At 54.6% G+C, this 18147-nt stretch carries 16 protein-coding genes; 4 read left to right on the top strand and 12 right to left on the bottom strand.

The window, feature by feature from the left end; all coding sequences use genetic code 11:
• Nucleotides 1–143: 143 nt before the first annotated feature.
• On the top strand, nt 144–1430 hold the full coding sequence (locus AC3WJN_RS08295; protein ID WP_007783523.1) for an acyl-CoA thioesterase/bile acid-CoA:amino acid N-acyltransferase family protein: 1287 nt from the start codon (nt 144–146) through the stop codon (nt 1428–1430).
• Between the two features lie 489 nt (nt 1431–1919).
• Here AC3WJN_RS08295 and AC3WJN_RS08300 read toward each other — a convergent pair whose 3' ends face one another.
• Nucleotides 1920–2282: a DUF3139 domain-containing protein gene (locus tag AC3WJN_RS08300; RefSeq protein WP_309478737.1), complete on the bottom strand. Its 363-nt coding sequence runs from the start codon at nt 2280–2282 to the stop codon at nt 1920–1922.
• Between the two features lie 109 nt (nt 2283–2391).
• On the opposite strand from AC3WJN_RS08300, the gene AC3WJN_RS08305 reads away from it, so the two are divergent.
• On the top strand, nt 2392–2730 hold the full coding sequence (locus tag AC3WJN_RS08305) for a histidine triad nucleotide-binding protein (protein WP_005836518.1): 339 nt from the start codon (nt 2392–2394) through the stop codon (nt 2728–2730).
• Between the two features lie 13 nt (nt 2731–2743).
• Here AC3WJN_RS08305 and AC3WJN_RS08310 read toward each other — a convergent pair whose 3' ends face one another.
• A complete protein-coding gene (locus tag AC3WJN_RS08310) occupies nt 2744–3721 on the bottom strand; it encodes a YpdA family putative bacillithiol disulfide reductase (protein ID WP_007783520.1) in 978 nt (325 codons plus the stop codon).
• Between the two features lie 343 nt (nt 3722–4064).
• Here AC3WJN_RS08310 and AC3WJN_RS08315 point away from each other — a divergent pair, with 343 nt between their 5' ends.
• Nucleotides 4065–5669: an S-layer homology domain-containing protein gene (locus tag AC3WJN_RS08315; protein WP_007783518.1), complete on the top strand. Its 1605-nt coding sequence runs from the start codon at nt 4065–4067 to the stop codon at nt 5667–5669.
• Between the two features lie 182 nt (nt 5670–5851).
• Here the strand turns inward: AC3WJN_RS08315 and AC3WJN_RS08320 are convergent, their stop codons facing one another.
• From AC3WJN_RS08320 to AC3WJN_RS08340, 5 genes are all read right to left on the bottom strand, one after another.
• Nucleotides 5852–6325 (bottom strand): GNAT family N-acetyltransferase, encoded by a 474-nt coding sequence (locus AC3WJN_RS08320; RefSeq protein ID WP_005836525.1) that lies wholly within the window; start codon nt 6323–6325, stop codon nt 5852–5854.
• Nucleotides 6326–6363: 38 nt separating this feature from the next.
• The gene (locus AC3WJN_RS08325; protein WP_007783515.1) at nt 6364–7173 is read right to left on the bottom strand and encodes a TrmB family transcriptional regulator; all 810 of its coding nucleotides are present in this window, start codon (nt 7171–7173) and stop codon (nt 6364–6366) included.
• A 474-nt stretch (nt 7174–7647) separates the two neighbouring features.
• Nucleotides 7648–8610, bottom strand: a complete 963-nt coding sequence (locus AC3WJN_RS08330; protein ID WP_007783510.1) for an L-threonine 3-dehydrogenase — start codon at nt 8608–8610, stop codon at nt 7648–7650.
• Complete coding sequence (locus AC3WJN_RS08335) at nt 8607–9818, bottom strand: glycine C-acetyltransferase (RefSeq protein ID WP_007783508.1); 1212 nt, start codon at nt 9816–9818, stop codon at nt 8607–8609. Before AC3WJN_RS08335 ends, AC3WJN_RS08330 begins: the two co-directional genes overlap by 4 nt.
• A 1027-nt stretch (nt 9819–10845) precedes the next feature.
• Complete coding sequence (locus AC3WJN_RS08340; RefSeq protein WP_005833471.1) at nt 10846–11223, bottom strand: (2Fe-2S) ferredoxin domain-containing protein; 378 nt, start codon at nt 11221–11223, stop codon at nt 10846–10848.
• Nucleotides 11224–11397: 174 nt separating this feature from the next.
• Between AC3WJN_RS08340 and xerS the strand changes: the two genes are divergently transcribed.
• Nucleotides 11398–12510 (top strand): tyrosine recombinase XerS, encoded by a 1113-nt coding sequence (gene xerS, locus AC3WJN_RS08345; RefSeq protein WP_005833472.1) that lies wholly within the window; start codon nt 11398–11400, stop codon nt 12508–12510.
• A gap of 95 nt (nt 12511–12605) precedes the next feature.
• On the opposite strand, the gene AC3WJN_RS08350 is transcribed toward xerS, so the two are convergent.
• The 5 genes from AC3WJN_RS08350 to AC3WJN_RS08370 form a co-directional block, all read right to left on the bottom strand.
• Nucleotides 12606–13499 (bottom strand): manganese catalase family protein, encoded by an 894-nt coding sequence (locus AC3WJN_RS08350; protein ID WP_005833473.1) that lies wholly within the window; start codon nt 13497–13499, stop codon nt 12606–12608.
• 68 nt (nt 13500–13567) lie between these two features.
• Entirely contained in the window at nt 13568–13810 is a 243-nt protein-coding gene (locus AC3WJN_RS08355; protein WP_005833474.1) for a YuzF family protein, read from the bottom strand.
• 377 nt (nt 13811–14187) lie between these two features.
• The gene (locus tag AC3WJN_RS08360) at nt 14188–15033 is read right to left on the bottom strand and encodes a transglycosylase domain-containing protein (protein WP_051998912.1); all 846 of its coding nucleotides are present in this window, start codon (nt 15031–15033) and stop codon (nt 14188–14190) included.
• A gap of 111 nt (nt 15034–15144) precedes the next feature.
• The gene (locus tag AC3WJN_RS08365) at nt 15145–16725 is read right to left on the bottom strand and encodes an acetate--CoA ligase (RefSeq protein ID WP_007783498.1); all 1581 of its coding nucleotides are present in this window, start codon (nt 16723–16725) and stop codon (nt 15145–15147) included.
• Nucleotides 16726–16967: 242 nt separating this feature from the next.
• A complete protein-coding gene (locus AC3WJN_RS08370) occupies nt 16968–17873 on the bottom strand; it encodes a C40 family peptidase (RefSeq protein ID WP_007783494.1) in 906 nt (301 codons plus the stop codon).
• Nucleotides 17874–18147: the final 274 nt, after the last annotated feature.

Raw genomic sequence — 18147 nt, forward strand, 5'->3', positions numbered from 1 at the left:
TCGTTGTAATGATTATAGTTACATCCCTGTTTGGAAGTCAAGTTAACCGTTCCGTCACATTTCCGCCTGTGGCGCATTTGTGAATTCTACTATAATTTACGTTGTTATCAGATTCCATATTTTCAATGGGGAGTGTTGCCTGCATGATGCATCCACAGATTGATGTCTCACCAGCAACGGCCTTACTCGATGTACCTGTCCATATTACACTAAGCGGTTTTATGCCGCATCAATTAATCACGCTTCATGCCACCATGACGAACGGTTTGCCGGGCGGAGAGATGTCGGCCTCTTCCCATGCCATTTTCCAGGCAGACGAGAACGGCTTTGTCGATCTTGTGTCCCAGGCGCCTCTGTTCGGCACGTACGAAGGCATTGACCCCATGGGACTGTTCTGGTCGATGAACGTGCAGACGCTCCGCTATTACAGCTCGTATTCCCTCGAAGACTTTCAGTTTACCCCACGCTCCACAGAGATTCACCTGACGGCAGAGGTGAAACAAAAGCCTGTCGCCAAGGCTGTCGTCAAGCGCATCTTCGTCTCACGCGACGTTTCCATCCAAAAAGTCAGGGAGGACGGCTTGGTCGGCCTCTTTTTCAGCAAGCCTCACCCAGAACCGCGTCCTGCCGTGCTCGTGCTCGGCGGCAGCGAAGGCGGAATCGGCTCCTGCTCCCAGTTTGCCGCCCTGTTCGCCTCTCACGGCTATCCGGCGCTGGCGCTCGCCTATTTTCAATGCGATGACTTGCCGACAGACATCCAGCAAATCCCGATCGAATATGTACAGCGCGCCGTCCAGTGGCTGAAACGGCAGTCTACGGTGCATCCCGGGCAAATCGCCGTTTTCGGCCGCTCCAAAGGCGCCGAGCTGGCGCTGGTCACCGCGTCGCTCGAACCGGACATCCGCGCTGTCATCGCGTCCAGCCCCAGCTCCACGGTCAACATCGGCACAGACCGGGCGTTCACGGACGCGGAAACGTTTTCGCCGCAGTCCTCCTGGTCGTTTCGCGGAGAACCGCTCCCGTTTGTCACCTGGACCGAGGCGCAATGCCAGGAGTCCCGCGAACGGCTGGATGCCGGCCGGCGCATCGACCAAATCCACAAAGCGGCCTGGCGTGCCTGCGAGTGGCTCGAAGACGCAGAAATTCCCGTGGAAAAGATCAACGGCCCGATTCTGTTGCTGTCTGCCGACGACGATCACTGGTGGCCCGCCGCCGAGCATTGCGAACGGATGGTCGAACGTCTGAAAGCCAATCAGTTTGCCCACCCCGTCGTTCATCTGCGCTACGCGGATACGGGGCACAGCATTCGTTTTCCGTATATCCCCACCACGCGGACGCAACTGAACGGCGGAACGCCGAAAAACAATGCGCACGCTTCCGAGCATTCGTGGCAGGAGGTGTTGGGGTTTTTGGAGCGGAGTTTTTCATAAGAAGCCTGAGCGAACTGCACCGATGAGCCTTGCCAGTAAAGGAAAGGCAAGGCTCTCTCGCCTCCAAAGTGATCGGCCGATCTCGCAGGTGAGCTTTGCCGCTTTTCGAAACAAGCTTCTTGAGTTTCGCTATAGTAGAATTACTTTACTATCAGCCAGCGCTCGGAGCCAAACAGGAAATTTTTCGGAAAGAAAGCAAGTGATCCTTGGTGGGAAAAGCTAGGATGGATGTCCCTGCCAGACCATTTCCCCAATGAATGAAAGAAGGCCCCATTCGCACGAGGAAAGAGGCCATGATTTTGAAAAGACTGCCTCCGACTCCGCTGCCAGTCTCCTCGTCTTTCTATTATTTTTCCCAATCGATTGGACGTCATCCCGATGCGCTTTTCGTAAAGATGTCGTTTTGCGAAAACCCGCAAGTGGAGGGAGAGCGTCCCCCTGTAAGGATAATCTCCTGACTTCGCCGACATTCTTGACGTGGATTGGCTCCTACTCTGTTCCTTGCAATCTTTTTGTATCAATATGCTTGTATTTGTCTTGATTCCCCTCAATTTCTCCATCGCTTGGCCCCAGTTGAAACCACTCTTTTCCATCATACAAGGTGTAATTGTAGGTCACATTTGGTTCATCCTTGAACACGGCATCCACCGAGTAGGTAGGCATTTTGGAATATTTTGCTTTTATTTCCATTGTGTCTGATTCCTTGTAATGATTTGTTGCCACGAGATAGTGCAGCATTTCCTTTTCTAAGTTGTATAGCTTGAATTGAATATATCCATGTTCCCAGCATGTCCGCCAGCCAGCGCGCTGCCGTTTCAGCCAAAACGAACGCCTTTCGTTTCTGTTGAAAATCCGAAGTCACCCCCATCCAAAAACTTCCCCCGCCCAAACAGGTAAAGCCTACTTCCATGCCGAAGTAGGCTTTATACCTTCGATTGATTGAGAAAGGATGAAGAAGCAAATGGACTGCATTTTTTGCAAAATCGTAAACGGGGATATTCCTTCCAAAAAAGTGTACGAGGACGAGCATGTGCTGGCTTTTCACGACATTAACCCTGTCGCACCCGTACATGTCCTGATGATCCCGAAAAAGCATATCCAGTCGGTCATGGCCATCGAGCCTGAGGACAAGGAGCTGATCGGCCACCTGCATCTGTCGTTGCAAAAGGTAGCCGAAATCATGGAAGTAACCGAGCCAGGCTTCCGCGTCGTGACAAACATCGGACAGCATGGGCAGCAAACGGTTTTCCACCTGCACTACCACCTCATTGGCGGCAGACAGTTGGAGTGGAAGTTCTAGAGCTAGACAAAACCTAAACGTTTCCTTGCGAGACGATGTGGCGGGCAATCCCTTCTCCATGAAATCTGCCGTTTTCGATGAAAATGGCATTGGCGTGGTGGCCCGCCGCAATCACTCCCGCTATGTAGAGGCCGGGAACGTTCGTCTCCATCGTCTCCGGATCGTGCTGCGGAACGCCCGTCTCCTCATCGGTGTGCACCCCGAGCGAATGCAGAAACGTCCGGTCAGGCCGATAGCCGATCAGGGCAAACACGTGGTCGTTTGCAAGCGTGACCAGCCCTTCCGCTGTGTTGACGTGGATGGCGCGCTCTTCAATCGAAGCGACAGTGGCTCCGAAAAACATCTGGATGCGCCCTTTTTTGACCAGGCTCTCGAAGACAGGCCGGGTCCACGCCTTCACTTTGTCGGACAGCTCGGTTCTGCGGCAAATCACCGTCACCTGCGCCCCCGCCCGTTCCAGCTCCATCGCGGCATCGACAGCAGAGTTGTTTCCGCCGACGATGGCGACTTTCAATCCCGCGTATGGGTGCGCTTCCTTGTAAAAGGACGAGACTTTCGGCAAGTCTTCGCCTGGCACGTTCAACCGGTTCGGATTGTCAAAGTAGCCGGTGGCAATGATTAGCTTCTTCGCCTGATACAGATGCGTCTTGGCAAAGCGGTCTGTCGTCGCAACCTGAAAGCCATCCTCCGTCCGCTTCGCTTCGGTCACCGTTTCGTAAACATGAACCCGCAGATTTTCGCGGGAAGCTACCAGCCGATAGTAATTGAGCGCTTCCTGTCTCGTCGGCTTTTCGTTGGCGGTGGCAAAAGGAATGCCGCCAATCTCCAGCAAATCCGGTGTGCTGTGGAACACCATGTACGTCGGATAGCGATATATCGAATGTACGAGCGATCCTTTTTCGATGATGAGCGGATCGAGTCCCGCTCTTTTGCAGGAGATCGCTGCCGCCAGACCACAAGGACCTCCGCCGATAATCAGTACGTCTTCCATTTCTCTTCCGCCTCGCTTTTTGTTTCTCTCACGTTTCAATCTTATCATACCATATTGGAATTCCCCCCAAATCATTTTCCGTGTTTGCTTTGCATACCCGTTCCGTCCCCTTGCCTGCTTGACCGCACCGCCATGATCGAAAAAGCTTCACCCAACCTAGTATGGCTTGGCACATTCGAAAAGCTTGCCTCACCTACTCCATCGTTCTCTTGTCGTACTTTTCCGACCTGATATCCAACACTCTTTCGTTGATCTTGATGTGTGTCCCGTCCAGCCATTCCCCCACTCTTACCAAAAAATGACCAATGAAAGATTGGTTCTGCCTCCTTATACTGGATGTATGATGAAAAAACAAAACATACATATTTGGTTGGTTTCTCTGGCATTTCTGACATACTGCCTCACGCTGGCCGTCGGGGTTCCCGCGTCCACGGCATCTACGAACAGCCTGAAGGATATTGCCAACAGCTACGCCAAAGAGCAAATTCGCTCCTTGCAGAAGGCAGGCGTGATCGCGGGGGATGAAAACGGGTACTTCCATCCGACGCGGCCGGTGACGCGCGCCGAGTTCGTCGCGATGCTCACGCGGACGCTCGGCATCCAGCCTGTGGCGGGCAATATCGCGGCTTATGCCGATGTCCCGAAAAATTCGTGGGCGTACGGGTCCGTACAGGCTGCGGCTGCGCTCGGCATCGCCAACGGGATCAGTCCTACGGCGTTCGGGCCGAAGCGCACGATCTCCCGCGAGGAAGCCGCCGCGTTTTTGGTGCGCGCCCTGGAGCAAAACGTTTCGGCACAGGCGACGCCGGCCGTGCAAGATGCCGCTTCTGTCTCCGGCTGGGCAAAAGCTTCTGTCGCCAAAGCGATCCAGAAAAAATGGCTCGTCGGCTACCAAGGCAGCTTCCGCCCGCAAAAAGCGCTGTCGCGTGAAGAGACGGCCGTGATTTTGCAGCGCATTTCAGATGAGCTGAAGACGCAAAGCACGGCGGCCAAGCCGCTGATTTCGCTCGGCTGGCAATACCAGTCCACGACCGACGAGTTTATCGCGCAGGTCAAGAAAAGCGGTGTCAACACCTTGTCGCCGCGCTGGTACTTCCTGCAAAAAGACGGCACGGTCAGCGACTTGTCCGACGCGGCCCTGATCCACTGGGCACATGCAAACGGCAAGCAGGTATGGCCGCTGTTCGGGAACCGCTTCGACTCCGCCGCCACGCATGCCGCGCTTGCGGATGCGGCAAAGCGGAAGGCCATCGTCCAGAAGCTGTCCGCCTACGTGGACAAGTACCAACTGGACGGGATCAACGTCGACTTTGAAGGCTTTTCCCCGGCCGACCGCAACAACTTCACCCTGTTCATCCAGGAGCTGTCGGCTGCCCTGCACGCCAAAGGCGCTGTCGTCTCCGTCGACATTCCACCCGATACCAAAACCGATTGGAGTGAACCTTACGACTTTGCCAAACTGGCGAAATCTGCGGACTATTTGGTAGTCATGGCCTACGAGGAACATTGGGTGGGTGGCCCGAAAGCAGGCTCAGTAGCCTCGCTGCCATGGTTGAAAAAAGTGATCGTCGACCTGTTGGACAAAGTTCCGGCCCAGAAGCTGATTGTCGGCCTGCCGCTCTATACCCGCGACTGGTATCAGGCAAAAGGCAGCCTGCAATCGACAGACCTGACGATTCCTGCCTCCTACCAGTTGCTCTCCCAGTACAGGGCAAGCACGGTCTGGGATGCGAGCATTGGACAATACCGCTCGACCTACCAAAAGCAAGGCGTAACCCATACGATCTGGCTGGAAGAAAGCCGCTCCATGGGACTCAAGGTCCAGGCGAGTCTGGAGTGGCAAATCCCGGGACTGGCGTATTGGTACGTCGGCTCCGAGTCAACCGACATGTGGACCGCGATCGCCAACGCGATCAAGCTCAAGCAGGTGCGGGCAAAGCTGTCCTGAACGCTTGCTGCTGGAACGGCCACAAAATCGAACGAAACGCCTCCGCTGTCCGAAGACGCTGCGGAGGCGTTTTTGCTATCTCGCTGTACTGGTAGCGTGGTGGGCAATGCCGAACGCCAAAGCAAAAGCCAAACTCCCTCCCTGGCACTGCGGAGGCATTCGGCTTTTGTGGCATGCGCTGCCTAGCGCAATTTTCGCTCCATAAAAATGGCGCCGTCGAGCGGATTGAAGATGTACGGCTCTATTTCATAAAATCCGAAAGCGCGGTACAGCGCCTGCGCGCTGGTCATCCTTGCCAACGTATCGAGCCGCATGTAGTCGTACGAAAGCTGCTCCGCTTTTTCGATAATCATCTGGACCAGCGTTTTCCCGATTTTCAAGCCGCGATACCGATCGCGGACGTACAGCCGCTTCATCTCGCAAATCCGCTCGTCGCTTTTGCGCACGGCAATGCAGCCCGCCGCCTCCCCGTCTACCAAGGCGAGGAGCAGGGCGCCATCTGGTGCTGCGTACTTGCCGGGCAGCGCCTTGCACTCTGCTTCAAAATCTTGAAAGCCGAGATCGAGTCCGAGCGATTCCGTATATTCGCGAAACAGTTGCTTCACTGCCTCGAGCTCTTCCTTGTTTGCTTCGGTCAAAAAACGATACTCCACCATGCTTTCTCCACCCTTTCCTCTCTGTAGCTCCGCTGTGCCTATTTTTTGATGTTGTGGACGATGTACGTCAGCAAATCGTCGCCTTGCCACAAGGAATCCAGCGATTCGTTGCCCAGCTTGGCGCTCACGACCTTGAGCACCATGTCGTGGCGGATGTATTCCTTCGCCAGCAAAATCAGCATCGGGTCGGTCGTCTGAATGGCCTGCGGCACTCGCCCGTCCAAAAAGCTGCCGATCAGCACCTCTTTGTCGTCCTGAATGACAATCGTCAGCCTTTGGCCCATCCTCTGCCGCTCAATCGAGGACGAGTCCTGGCGGTGATAGAAGGCGTGCCCGAACGAAGGCGTTTCCTGGTCGGCAAACAGCAGCGAAAACATTCTGACTCCTTGGGCAGCCGCTTCCTCGGAAGCCTCGCGCAATTCGTCCAGCTCCTCTTCCCACGCCGACAGCCACACCTCTTCTTTTGCCGAGCGCAGCAAGCTCTGCATGGCAGCCAAGATGTTCGCCCGCTCCTCCATATGCTGGATGACATGAACCTCGACCGGCTTTTCAATGACTTGCAGCACTTGCTCCAAATAGTCAATCGTTTGTTCGTGCTGCTTTTTCAGGTTGGTCATCAGCTCTTTGATCGGCACGGGACGATAAGTCGGCGGCTCCGTCCGCAGCTCGACAATCGCCTGCTTGCTCACCAGCTTGGCAATGACCGCATACACCATCGAGCGCGGCACGGCACTTTTTTTGCTGATCTCGTACCCGTTTAAAAGCGGCTCCTTCAGCAGCGTCATGTACACCTTCGCTTCATTTTTGGAAAAACCGATTTCCTCAAACTTGTCCAGTAACGGTTCCATAGCTACTCCTTTTTAGTAGTAATAGATATTACAACTATAAAAGAACGCGCGCTGCAATGCAATATCGTTTTGCTGATCGGCAATCGAGATTCACGGAGGCCGCTTCTCAAACGGTCTGGAATCATGCCCGCCTGCGATCTGCTCTGTCACAGAACCGATCCTTTTTGCGTTTGCTTCGTATGTTATCGTAACGAGATCGTCTCGCTTCGGAGGTGTTCCATGGGTTATTTCTCGCTTGCTTGACCATTGGCTTTCGTTCGAGCTGCTTTCGCCAGTGGCGACAGTCCTGCTACTGCTCTATTGGGGACGACTTCATGGCGGTTTCATTAGAAAAATTCGCTGCGCCAATGGCTTGGCGAGCCTTCGTTGCCCTTATACTGGAACAATCTTATCAATGCCTTATCTGTACAAAAAAACCGTCGCTTTGCACATTGCGCAAAGCGACGGTTTCGTCTCGTGTGTGATGCTATTCGTTTAGCCGACTTGCTGCAGCAGCTTTCCCCGCAGTTTGGCGAGCATGTCTTCGGTCATTTTGTCCAGATCGTACTCTGCTTTGAAGCCCCATTCGTTCATGGCGGCGGTCGCGTCGATCGAGTTTGGCCAACTGTCCGCGATCGCCTGGCGCACCGGGTCTACCTCGTAGGAGAGGGTGAACTCCGGAATGTGCTTGCGGATGGCAGCCGCTACATCTTCAGGCTCGATGCTCATTGCCGTTACGTTGAACGCGTTGCGGTGAATCAGCTTGGAGGCGTCGGCTTCCATCAAGGTGATGATCGCGTTCAAGGCGTCTGGCATGTACATCATGTCCATGTACGTGCCTTTGCCGATGTAGGACGTGTACGCGCCTTCCTGAATCGCCTTGTAGTAGATGTCAACCGCATAGTCGGTCGTGCCTCCGCCTGGAGGAGCCACGTACGAGATCAGGCCAGGAAAACGAACGCCACGGGTGTCTACGCCGAATTTTTGATAGTAGTAATCGCACAGCAGCTCGCCGGACACTTTGTTCACCCCGTACATCGTCGTCGGGCGTTGAATCGTGTCTTGCGGCGTGTTGTCTTTCGGCGTGGAAGGCCCAAAAGCGCCGATGGAGCTTGGGGTGAAAAACTGGCAGTTCAGCTCGCGCGCAGCCTCCAGCGCATTGACCAGCCCGCCCATGTTCAGGTTCCAGGCGAGCAGCGGCTTCGCTTCGGCTGTAGCCGACAGCAGCGCAGCAAGATGCATGATCGTATCTACCTTGTGTGCTTTTGCCAGCTCGAACATGCGGTTTCCGTCTGTGACATCCAAAATCTCAAATGGCCCGGACTGTACCACAGGATCGTCTTCTTTTTTGCGGATGTCGGTCGCGACAACCTGATCGGCTCCGTACACTTCGCGCAGCTTCATGATGAGCTCCGAGCCGATTTGTCCCAATGCTCCCGTTACTAAAATCTTTTTCATGACAGGATCCCCATTTCTTTCCCAACTTTTTCATAGATGCCAAGGGCGCGATCCAGCATTTCCTTGGTGTGGGCAGCCGTCGGCATGTTGCGCACGCGACCTGTTCCTTTTGGCACGGTCGGGAAGACGATTGCCTTGGCGTACACACCTTCTTCGTACAGGCGTTTGCTGAATTCCTGCGTCTTTTGTTCGTCGCCGATGATGCAAGGCGTGATCGGTGTTTCGCTGTCCCCGATGTTGAAGCCAAGCTCCTTCAAGCCTTTTTTCAGGTAGTGGCCGTTATCCCACAGTTTGTCGTGCAGTTCGGTGCTGCTTGTCAAAATGTCAATAGCGGTAATGCAAGCCGCCACATCTGCTGGCGTCAGCGCCGTCGAGAACAGGAACGGTCTGCTGCGCACTTTGAGCCAGTCGATCAGCTCCTGGCGTCCTGCCACGTAGCCGCCGACTACCCCGATCGCTTTGGAGAGCGTACCGATCTGGAAGTCGATTTTGTCAGACAAGCCAAAGTGTTTGACGGTTCCAGCGCCTTTGCCAAGCACACCCGAGCCGTGGGCATCGTCTACATAGGTGATGAGGTCAAATTCTTCGGCAACCTCCACGATTTCCGGCAGTTTGGCGATATCGCCGTCCATCGAGAATACGCCGTCCGTAATGACCATCAGTTTTTTATATTTGCCGGACTCTTTTGCTTCCTTCGCTTTGGCGCGCAGGTCGTCGATGTCCGAGTGGTTGAAGCGAATAATTTGCGCACGCGAGAGACGGCAGCCGTCGATAATCGAAGCGTGGTTCAGTTCGTCGGACAAAATCGCATCGTCCTTGTCCATGACGGCAGAGATGGCTGCCATGTTGCAGTTAAAGCCGGACTGATAAGCGATAGCTGCTTCTGTATGTTTGAAGGCAGCGAGTTTTTCTTCCAGCTTCACGTGCAGATCGAGCGTACCATTGATGGTGCGCACCGCTCCTGCCCCGACTCCGTATTTTTGCGCAGCGGCAATCGCGGCATCTACCAGGCGCTGGTCTGTCGCCAGTCCCAGGTAGTTGTTCGAGGACAGGTTAATCAGTTCTTTTCCCGCAATGGTGATGACAGGGCCGTTTGCGCTTTGCAAAGGATCGATGACGTTGTACAGACCTTTGCTTTTCAAATCAGCCAGATTTTCATGTAAAAAGTGCTCCAATGTTTTGCTCGCCAACGAGAATCCCTCCAGCATCCAGCCATCGGGCCTTACACCTGTCCGATCGGGGAAGTAATTTCCACGAAAACAAATGTACACCCTATGCGGACATATTTTTCTTGTATAAATCGCATGAAATCAACCTTATTTACTGATAGGTTACCACCATTTACTCGAAATGTCCATATGACAAAGACATAAATGGCGGCGCTTTCACCAAAAATGCCTAATGCGCTCTTTCATAAGTTCTCCTTTTGCTGCGATCTTAGACAAAACAGCGGCGATGATCCCGGCGGCTTAGAAAATTTGGCTGTGTGGTGTCGTGGCATGATGATTCGAAAATGACGTTGTGGGGCCTTTGGCTTTTAAAAGCCTCCTTCATCGGGGCTTTGGTGTGGCGAGGAAAGAGACGAAATCGCTGTAGCTTCTTGGGCTCCCTGCTGGGGGTATCACTGCCCGGCTCCGGGGAAAAAGCGAAACCGCGTCCAAAAGTGGTTGATTCAGGTAGCCTCTCAGAGTTGGACGCTAAAAGCGTGTTTCGCTTTTTTCCCGGAGCCTCGGTTGGGAACCCAAAGAGCTTTCGCGGATTTCGTCTCTTTCCTCGTCAGGGGCTAAGGGGGATGGTCTTTGGGACTCCTACCGAGCAGGAGGGGAAAAAGGAAAACACGCTTTTAAGCGTCAACGTGAACCTACTTCTTTTGAATCCTCTACTTTTGACGCGGTTTTCCTTTTTCACCGGAGGCGGACAGTTCCCGCTCCCCCGCTAGAGGCCCAAGTACCTGTAGCGCTTTCTCCTGTTTCCTCCCACCACTATCGCGACGATCAACCGTATTCCAAGCTGCCAGTCCGCCTTGATCCCCGCAGCCCGTAACAAAAACCTCATTCTCGCCTAAATATAAACCACCTTAGCTGCACCAAATCGCCAAGCAATCGCTAAAAACCTCTGTCCCCAAAGGCCCAACGCTTGCTTTCCCCCTACACTCGAAGTCCCGCTATGTTGCACGACTACTGGATAAGAACAAAAAAACCACGCCCCCTTTATCAGACGGAGCGCGGCCCTGGACTACTTTTTGACTTTTTCCGATTTGAGAATGCCTGGCTTGCAGTCCGACGTGCGGACAAAGCCGTCGCCTTGAAACCGATGGGTCATCAGCGACTCGACCGGCTGCCCCAGGCGAAAATGCTGATCGACCAACAGCCCCGCATCTTCTGGCGTCACGTTCTGGTACCAGATGCCTTCCGGATAGACGATCACGACACAAGCATCCTCACATCGTCCGTTGCAGCGCGTCCGGCTTGTATGTACGTAATCATCCAGGCCCGCCTCCGCAATCGCTTCCCGAATCGCAACGGTGACCTCTTCTCCCCCGCTGCGCATACAGCTTCCGCCATTGCAGAGCAAAACATGGTGGCGCGTCCGCGACAAATCCCATGTAGCCACTCTACATCCCTCCCAGCCAAAAAATCGTAATCATTACGTTTTAAACACCTTCCTACTATACCTGCTTCCCATCATGACTGTAAATAGCGCAATTTGCAATTCCCAGAACGTTGCCTTTTTGCTAGAATATATGTTCGTACACAACGATTACAAAAATGACGGGTGGTGGATCACATGTCCGTAACCAAACAGCGGGATGCCTTGCAGTTGCTCCAGACAGTCGGATCGTTTCCCTGGTATGTAGAAAAATTTATCGACCACAAAAAAACGAAAAAAAGCTCGCCTTCCACCTTGCTTGGCTATTTGCGCGACATCGCCTTTTTCTTTCGCTGGATGATGACCGAAGGCTTGACCACGGCAACAGACATCAAGGACGTGTCCCTCTCCGACTTGAACGAGCTGAAAAAGGAGACGGTGGAAAGCTACATCTTATATTTGCAGGAGTCGCACTTGTACGAGCGCTCCGCCCTGCTCACCAACCCGACGCGCAGCGCGAAAAAAGAGTACAGCGACCGGACGATCAGCCGAAAAATTTCCAGCTTGAAGTCGTTGTTTCATTATTTGGCTGCGCTGGCTGAAGATGAAAACGGCGACGCGTATTTGAAGCGCAATGTGCTGGCAAAAATCGAGCTGGATGCGACTGAGCTGACGCCGCTGGCCCGCGCTCACGCCATCCGCGCAAAAATTTTGATCGACGAGGAAATTTACCAGTTTGTCGACTTCGTTTACAACGGCTATTTGGCCCACTGCAACACCGAAAAGAAGCGGCAGTACCACCTGCAAAACCGCGACCGCGATACCGCCATGATCGCGCTGATCCTCTCCGGCGGCTTTCGCGTCTCCGAGATCGTCAGTCTGGACTTGTCCGACATCGTGATGGAAAAAAACCAACTGAAAATGGTGCGCAAAGGAAAAAAAGAGGACGCTCCCTTTTTCAGCGACTGGGGCAAGGAGCATTTGGCCCGTTACCTTGCCTTGCGCGACAAATACCATCCTGCCCCGCAAGAAACGGCCGTTTTCCTCGCCGTATCGCCAACGAAGCCACACGGCCACCGCATCGAAATCCGCTCCGTGCAAAAGCTGGTCAAAAAATATGCGAAAGCGTTCGGGATTCCCGATTTGTCCGTACATAAGCTGCGCCACAGCTTCGCCACGCAGTTTTTGCGGCTGAACCCGGACCCGCATCAGTTGCAAGCCCAGCTTGGGCACTCGAAAATCGAAACGACGATGCAGTACGCCCACGTCCTGGAAGACGCGCTGGAAAAAGCGGTCAACCGCACGACCTGACAATGCGAACAAACAAACATGACCAATCAGCTTTCGCCCCTGCGCCATAGCTGATTGGTCGTTTTGCTTTCTGTGCCGTTCATGCTCCTGTGCTCCTACAACCCGGCTGATCGTTGCAGACGTTTGGCAATCTCGATAAAATCTTCGCGCGACACGCCCGGCGCAAACTCCTCCGGCAACTCATCGAGGTCTGGAACCGGGCCGCCATCGGGAACGCCCTGAATGACCTCGGCTGTGCCGCCGTCCGGCAATGGACCGCGCCAGATCAAGGCGATATCCTGGTAATCCTGATAGCTGAACGTAAACAGCTTGCGGTTCAGCCCCATGGCAATGTACGGATGGGTGGCGTCAAACTGGTCATTGTCGAGATCGGGGATGGGGAGCATTTTCGTCAGGTCTACCCCTGTGGCGATTTCCAGCGCTTTGGCGTAGGCGACGATGTGCACGCCGCCTCTGACCAGCAAGTAGCCGATCATGGCTCTCGCCGTCGGGTGATCGGTCATCTGGTACACCCTCATCTTGTGCGTCCGCGCCCCGCATTCGAGGAAAAAGTTGTGCAACAGATCGAGGACGAGGTTGCCGCTGGTGAAAACGTAATCACCCGTCCACGATTTTCCCATGGAATCCCCGGGCAGCGCAGTCTGTGCCGAAGCAATGAAATGATACGTATTGCGTTTGTTCAAGCCGTTGGACAGCGGTGTCGTATCCGGATCACCTGGCCGGGTAATGCCTTTCATGCACAAATTGATCGCATTGGACACCAGTTCGACGTGTCCTACCTCTTCCGCCGTAATGCTTGCGACGAGGTCGTAAAACGGCTTCAGCTTGCGCTTGCCGCGAAAATTGAACGATTGGTACAAGTAGTTGTTCAATGTCGACATCTCGCCAAAACGACCGCCCAATAGCTCCTGGACGGCCGCAGCGGCGTTGGCGTCTCCGTATTCCGGCTCCGGAAGCTCGATAGCCAATCTATTGATCCGTGTAAACAACGCGATTCCCTCCCCCGTCATACTCCTACCTTTACTGTTTTATGTCGGGGCAGGGTTGTATCATGCCATTAACCCGGCATGACCCAGACGATTTGCTGGATGCGCACCAAAAACGTAGAGCCGCCCACGCGCAAAGCCACGTGATCCGGCATGACGTTGACGACGTTGCCACGGAGGTTTCCCTGGGTCGTTTGAATGACGACATCACGCTGTACCACGCCGAGCAAGGTTTGATACAGAAACGGGTCGATCAACGTCGACATCGAAGGGGTGTTCGATCCCGACTGGGGTTGGTAAGGATACGCACTCATGACGTTCTGGCCTCCTTCCTGTAGTTCCTCACTTTACCTTATGCAGCGCGTGGCGCTTGGGTGAGTGCACAGGCTGTCCGGGATGGTATCACAGGCCCGTGGCGATTGATGTCGATGGAGCGTGTACTGCGTCGCCGTGCGACTTTTGTCCGCTCGAGCAGCGCATGCAACGCCTCCCTTGCAATCCGTGACGCTCCATCAGCGTCATGCACCGCGTCACCCCATCCGAACCGACTGGCAGCATACCCCACGCCGTCATGCGCCGGAAGCGGACAGCATGGCGTTGCGCGCAAGGTCTGTTTCACAACCTGTCAGCCCGCTTTTGACCCAAACGAAAAAAGTCCCCTGCCCTATCGACAGAGGACACTCTTCGCTTGTTACTGCTTCAAAGCTGGCTTCAGCCCGCTCTGTGCCTTGACCACGACTTGCTCCTGCTTCGCCTGCTTGAGCGTCTCCTGGTCGATGACGTGCAGTTCGGCCATTCGGTCCAGCACCACCTGCTGACGCGCTTTGGCCTTTTCCCAATGCTTTACGGGCGAGTAGGCCTCCGGCGCTTTCGGCAAAGAAGCGAGAATCGCGGTTTCTCCCATGGTCAGCGAGGTGGAGGCGCCAACGCCCGGCGCTGCGACCGGCTTGCCGAAGTAAAACTCGGCCGCTTCGCCGATGCCGTAGTGCCCATGCCCGAAGTAGATGACGTTCAGGTACATTTCCAGCAGTTCTTTTTTGCTGTAGCGCTGCTCCAGTTGCAAGGCGATCGCCATTTCCTTGATTTTTCTGCCCATCGTTTTGTCATGGGTCAAAAACAGGTTGCGGGCCAATTGCATCGTGATCGTGCTTCCGCCCTGCACGTAGGCGCCTTCCCGCACATCTACCCAGATCGCGCGGGCCAGACCGTACGGGTCCACCCCGGGATGTTGCATATAGCGATGGTCCTCAATCGCGACAAACGCCTTCCACACGTAGTCGGGCATCTCATCCAGCTTGACGTAGACGCCCTTTGCCGGATGCTGGACAGCCGCCAGCTTCTGCTCGTCAATCCACAGGTTTCCTGCCCAGGTGAGCAACAGCGGGGCCAGAATCGCCGCCACCAGCATCGCGACAAGCACGATGCCCGCTCTTTTTCTCCAGGAAACGCTCCGTTTTTGCGAGCGCTCCCTGGCCGTTGCTGCTGTTGCTGTATATGGTTTCGCATTTCCTCCTACCGGAACGGAAAGCTGGTTCATGCCGCATTCCCCCTTGCCTTCTCTGACAACTCCATTGTAGGGAATGCGCATGTTTTCTCCCATCGAATCCACTTACAGCAAGCTTACAATTTCGTAAGGCGCACGTTTTGTTTAAGAGCGGAGCGTCTTCGCTTCCTGCTGGCGCAGCTCGATGCGCCTGATTTTGCCGGAGGTCGTCTTCGGCAGCTCCTGGACAAATTCGATCTTGCGCGGGTATTTGTACGGGGCTGTCAACGTTTTCACGTGATCTTGCAGCTCCGAGACGAGTCCGTCGGAAGGGGCATGGCCCTTTTTCAAAATAACAAACGCTTTCACAACGTGTCCGCGCTCGGGATCGGGGCTTGCGACCGCCGCACATTCGGCTACTGCCGGATGCTTGACCAGCGCGTCCTCCACCTCGAACGGCCCGATCGTGTACCCGCCGGAAATGATGATGTCATCCGAGCGGCCCTCGAACCAGATGTAGCCGTCCTCGTCCATGCGGCCCTGGTCGCCGGTGACGTACCAGTCGCCCCGGAACGCTCGCGCAGTGCGCTCAGGATCGTCCAGGTACCCTTTGAACAGCGCCACGAGGTTGCGGTCGATCGCAATATCCCCGACCTTGCCGACAGGCAGCTCGTGGCCCTCCTCGTCGATAATCGCGATGCGCACGACCGGCGAAGGCTTGCCCATCGAGCCGGGCTTTGGCTCCATGCCGACGAAGGTCCCGACCAACAGCGTGCTTTCCGTCTGTCCGTAGCCGTCGCGCACCGTCAACTGGAACTCGCGGCGGAACGTATCAATCACTTCGCGGTTGAGCGGCTCCCCTGCCGAGCATGCCGAGCGCAGCGCTTGCAGCTTGTACTCGCCCAGATCGGATACTTTGGCCATCAGCCTGTACTCGGTCGGAGTCGCGCAGAGGACGGACACCGGGTATTTTTGCAAAATCGCCAAATAATTTTCCGCAACGAACCGCCCTTTGTACACAAACGCCGTCGCTCCCATCCCCAATGTCGAGACGAACGGACTCCAGATCCATTTGGCCCAGCCAGGGCCTGCTGTCGCCCACACCAGGTCGCCTTCGCGCACGTCGAGCCACTGCTTTGCCGCCACCGCCAAATGCGCGAACGGCCAGCCGTGGACGTGCATAACCCCTTTCGGACCGCCCGTAGTCCCGGACGTATAGGACAAAAATGCCAGTTCGTCCGCATCCGTATCTACTGCCGTAAATTCCTCGGCCTGCCCTTCCATGATTCCCGCCAGGGCTACCCAGCCTTCTTTCCCTTCGCCTGTCGTAATGTAGTGCGCCAGACTGGGACAATTGCCGCGGGTCTGATCGACCTCGTCCAGCACGCCCTCGAAGCTGATGACAGCCTTGGCCTTGGCGTGGTTCACCCGGTACTCGATGTCCTTGTAGCGCAACATTTCCGAGCCGGGCAAAATGACCGCGCCCAGCTTCAGCAAAGCGAGGTACAGCCCGTAGGCGAGCGTCCCGCGGGAGACGAGCACAAGCACCCGGTCCTTTTCCCCAATCCCGACGGAACTAAGCGCATTCGCGATCCGGTTGGAATAGCGGCGCAGCTCCTCATAGGTCAAAACTCGTTCGTTCCCTTGCTCGTCCAGCTCCCAGACAGCGCGTCTCTCCGGATTTTTTCTGGCCCACTCATCCACTTGTACGGCGAAATTGTATTTTGCTGGCATGTTCAATTGCAAGTGAAACACCCCCACGCTTTTTAAGTATGTAGAATATAGAAGTTCTACATTTTCTCAATATTTCCTCTTTACTGTCTATTCTAACAAAAATTTATCCGTGGAGCATTGCAAAAATTGGCAAGCGCCGCACCCGTAACAATTCGCGGCGTTCTGCGTCAAACATAACAAAGGCTCTCATGCACACGAGCACGAGAGCCGACTGAACGGTGTTTACCGTATGCAGTTAGGGGAGCCTTTAGCGGCTACAGGACGCGTTTGATTTTGACCACGCGCTTCTCCCAGTTCGTTCCGTCGAACTTGGAGTACGTCACGCCCGGGCTGCCGTACGTGTGCAAAATTTTGCCGTCTCCGGCGTAGATCGCCACGTGCGTAATCCGGTCAGAAGAGCTGTTGACAGAAGCCTTCATGAAGACCAGGTCGCCTTTTTGCAAGTTCTTCTTGGACACAGTCGTCCCTACGGTCGATTGCTGGCGGGAGTCGCGCGGCAACGTGATTCCCGCTTCCTTGAAGACGCGCTGGGTAAAGGACGAGCAGTCAAACGTCTTGGTCGTGCTGCTGCTGGAGCCGTATTTGTACTTCGTGCCCATGTATTTCTCGCCGATCTTGATGACCTTGTCGGCCAGATTGCTTGCCGGTTGCTCCGGCTTGCTGCCGGAATTGTCGGAAGAGCTTGTCTCATCCAAAATGCGGCGTGCGCCGACGAACTTATTGCTGTATTCCGAATAGCTTTTCAGGACGACGGCATCCTCGCTTTGAGAGGAGTAGACAAATTGGTCATTGCCTATGTATATGCCCATAAATGTGGGGCTTCCTTTTCCATTGGACGAGAAGAACACCAGGTCTCCCGGCTCTACGCTGTTTTGGGAGACTTTTTTGCCTGCTTTGGACAAGCTCGAAATCGTGCTGCCAATGGAAATGCCGATTTGCTTGTACGTGTACGTAGCCAGCTCTGCAGACCCGAACTGTTTTGAACCTTTTGCTTTATATTCATAATCTTTCCCAATCAAAGATGTCGCGATCTGTACAACATCAGACTGTTTCGAATCTTGCGTCTTAGCGGCCGCCTGTCCAACTTGACCACCCATTAACAGGGACGTACTCAGCATGACTGCTACTGTTGACTTCATTACCCAATCTCGTTTCGTCACTTTCTTTTCCTCCTTGTCATGTTGTGGCACCCGTCGTGGGCACATGGACAGATTACCCCAGGAGGAAACGGGAGGATAAGACCGTAAAATTTACCAATCATGGAATTAGTAGCATCGGACTAATCAGAAAACAAGGCGCACAACAGGCCATTCCTGCCTTTTAGTTCCATAGAACCAGACGCAGTTGAGAATCGGTTTCAATGGCGCTTTTTCAAACAAAAACCCATCTTCTGCCTGATCCTGTCAGAAGATGGGTCTTTTCACCCGGCATAAC

This window comes from Brevibacillus sp. FW306-2-1A-C05A, assembly GCF_058781555.1.